At 53.8% G+C, this 2,083-nt stretch carries 1 protein-coding gene; it reads right to left on the bottom strand.

Annotated features, from left to right (window positions below; translation table 11 throughout):
* Positions 1–301: 301 nt before the first annotated feature.
* Entirely contained in the window at positions 302–1,828 is a 1,527-nt protein-coding gene (locus BLP78_RS14975; protein ID WP_090460547.1) for a MocR-like pyridoxine biosynthesis transcription factor PdxR, read from the bottom strand.
* Positions 1,829–2,083: the final 255 nt, after the last annotated feature.

The raw sequence follows: 2,083 nt of genomic DNA, 5'->3' as shown, positions 1-2,083 counted from the left end.
CGCAACATCAACAGCATAGCGGGCGCCGTCATACCGGTCTTCACCAAGCTCTAAGCCGCATGGGACGCAAGGCCTAGCCCCGTCCCGCAAGGCATTGACACCGGTCCGCCGCCGTCGCCAGACGGAAAGGTGGATCGGTGTTTTTTATGCAGCATAAAAATAGAAATAGCAGGCTTCTTTTATCCCTTCAAATCTCTCACGGATGAGAAGGCAGCCTGACAATAAAATGATTGCGGAGCGAAGTTGGCTCACAAATCAAGTAGACTCTTACGGATTGTTCGGCTGATAGAGACCGGATAGCTTAAAGAGGTGATCCCGATAAGCTGCGTTTATCCGCTCCCGCAGAAACAGAATTTGCTGGCAGACCTGCAAATGCATCAGCCATACGTCTTACCCCTGCTCGAATCTGGTGCTCATTAAGGCAAGAAAAACCAAGCACAAGAGTGTGCTTGCTGAAGCTGCACGTCCCGAAATCATGAGCGAGGCCGGGACCAATGGAATAGATACCCACCCCATGACGCAGCGCAAGTGCCTGAAGCTCGGATGCATCAGGATAGTCGGCAGGCAGATGCCAGGCGAGGTGCAGACCGCTCTCCAGCCCCGAAAGCTGGACTGCGCCGAAATGTCTGCGTAGCGCCTCTATGAGGCAATCGTGGCGCTTGGAGTAGATGCTGCGCATGCGCCTCAAATGGTTGCCGTAGGCACCACTACGAATAAATTCAGCCATCGTTGCCTGGTCTAGCCATGCATGGCCATTATTTAGCAATGCCTTGGCTGCCCGCGCGGCAGGGATCAGCGCTTTAGGTACCACAAGATAGCCCAGGCGCAGCCCCGCACCCATTGATTTGGAGAATGTCCCCAGATACATGACACAGCCGTGATCATCCAGTCCCATGAGCGCTGTTAATGGTGAGCCACGGTACCGGAAATCGGAGTCGTAATCATCTTCTATAATGTATGTGCCGCAACGTCGAGCCCACTCCAGAAGCTTCAAACGTCGTTCATTCGATAGCGTGAAGCCAAGGGGAAATTGATGAGAGGGGGTAACGTACAGAAGTGCGGCACCATCCTCAGGCAATTGCGTTACATCCAGTCCCGCCTCATCTACCGGCACCTGAACCAATTTCGCGTAATAACTTTCAAACAGGGATGCCGCACCCCGATAACAGGGATTCTCCATGGCAACGCGCGTGCCTTCCTTTATCAGTAACCGGGCTGCGAGATTCAGCCCCTCCTGAGATCCGGCAGTAATAATTACCTGGTCAGAGGAAACGCTGATTCCGCGCGCTACCCCAAGGTATTCGGCAATCACCTCTCTCAGCTGTGGCAAACCACCCGAATCACAGGATTCCGTAAACTGGGTGCCGGTGGAGGTAAATATCCTGTTGATGAAACGGCGCCATATCTTATGGGGGAATAAATCGAGCCCGATCCGGTCCGGACAAAAATCAAAATCCAGGCGCTGTGCGCTGCTTTTGACCGGCATCCGGCCGATAAAAGGAATTACGGGAGGTTTTGCCGTCTCGCCGTGAACAGGAACAGAAGCAGCAGTTCTGCGTGTCGCAGCCAGGCAGGTTTCAGGTAGCTCAAGATTTACGTACGTTCCAATCGCCTTTCGTGCCTGAAGGTAGCCTTCGGCGATTAAACGTTCGTATACGAGCAGGACGGTATTACGGGAAATGCCTAGCTGCTCGGCAAGTACCCGGCTCGCCGGAATCAGCGTGCCGGGTTTCAGCCTCCCGCCGAGGATGAGGTAGCGTAATTGCTCGAATATCTGACCCTGCAGCGATTGGCCGCTGCCGTGGTCAAGTTCAATGGGAATTGCCATATTTTTTCCTGGCGGGACGCCAGCCCGCTGGATTCCGGTTCCGAATAAACATGCGATTCCGACATATTCGCAGAGCTGGCGTAAACCGGCTGGTACTGATATACCAGCCCCTATCGTAAATGATGAGAGTGGCGTCTATTTCGATAGCTCAGCACGACCCACTCACTCCTCCTCATCCTCCTCGTCATCATCCTTCTTTTCGGGTTTGAGGACCAGTTTGCCCTGTTTCTTGCTCTCGTTCAAGTCGGTCTCGGG

The sequence above is a fragment of the Nitrosospira sp. Nsp1 genome (assembly GCF_900100985.1).
Classification (GTDB): domain Bacteria; phylum Pseudomonadota; class Gammaproteobacteria; order Burkholderiales; family Nitrosomonadaceae; genus Nitrosospira.
Note: the sequence above shows the minus strand (reverse complement) of the source record. Positions and strands in the feature narration are given on the sequence as shown.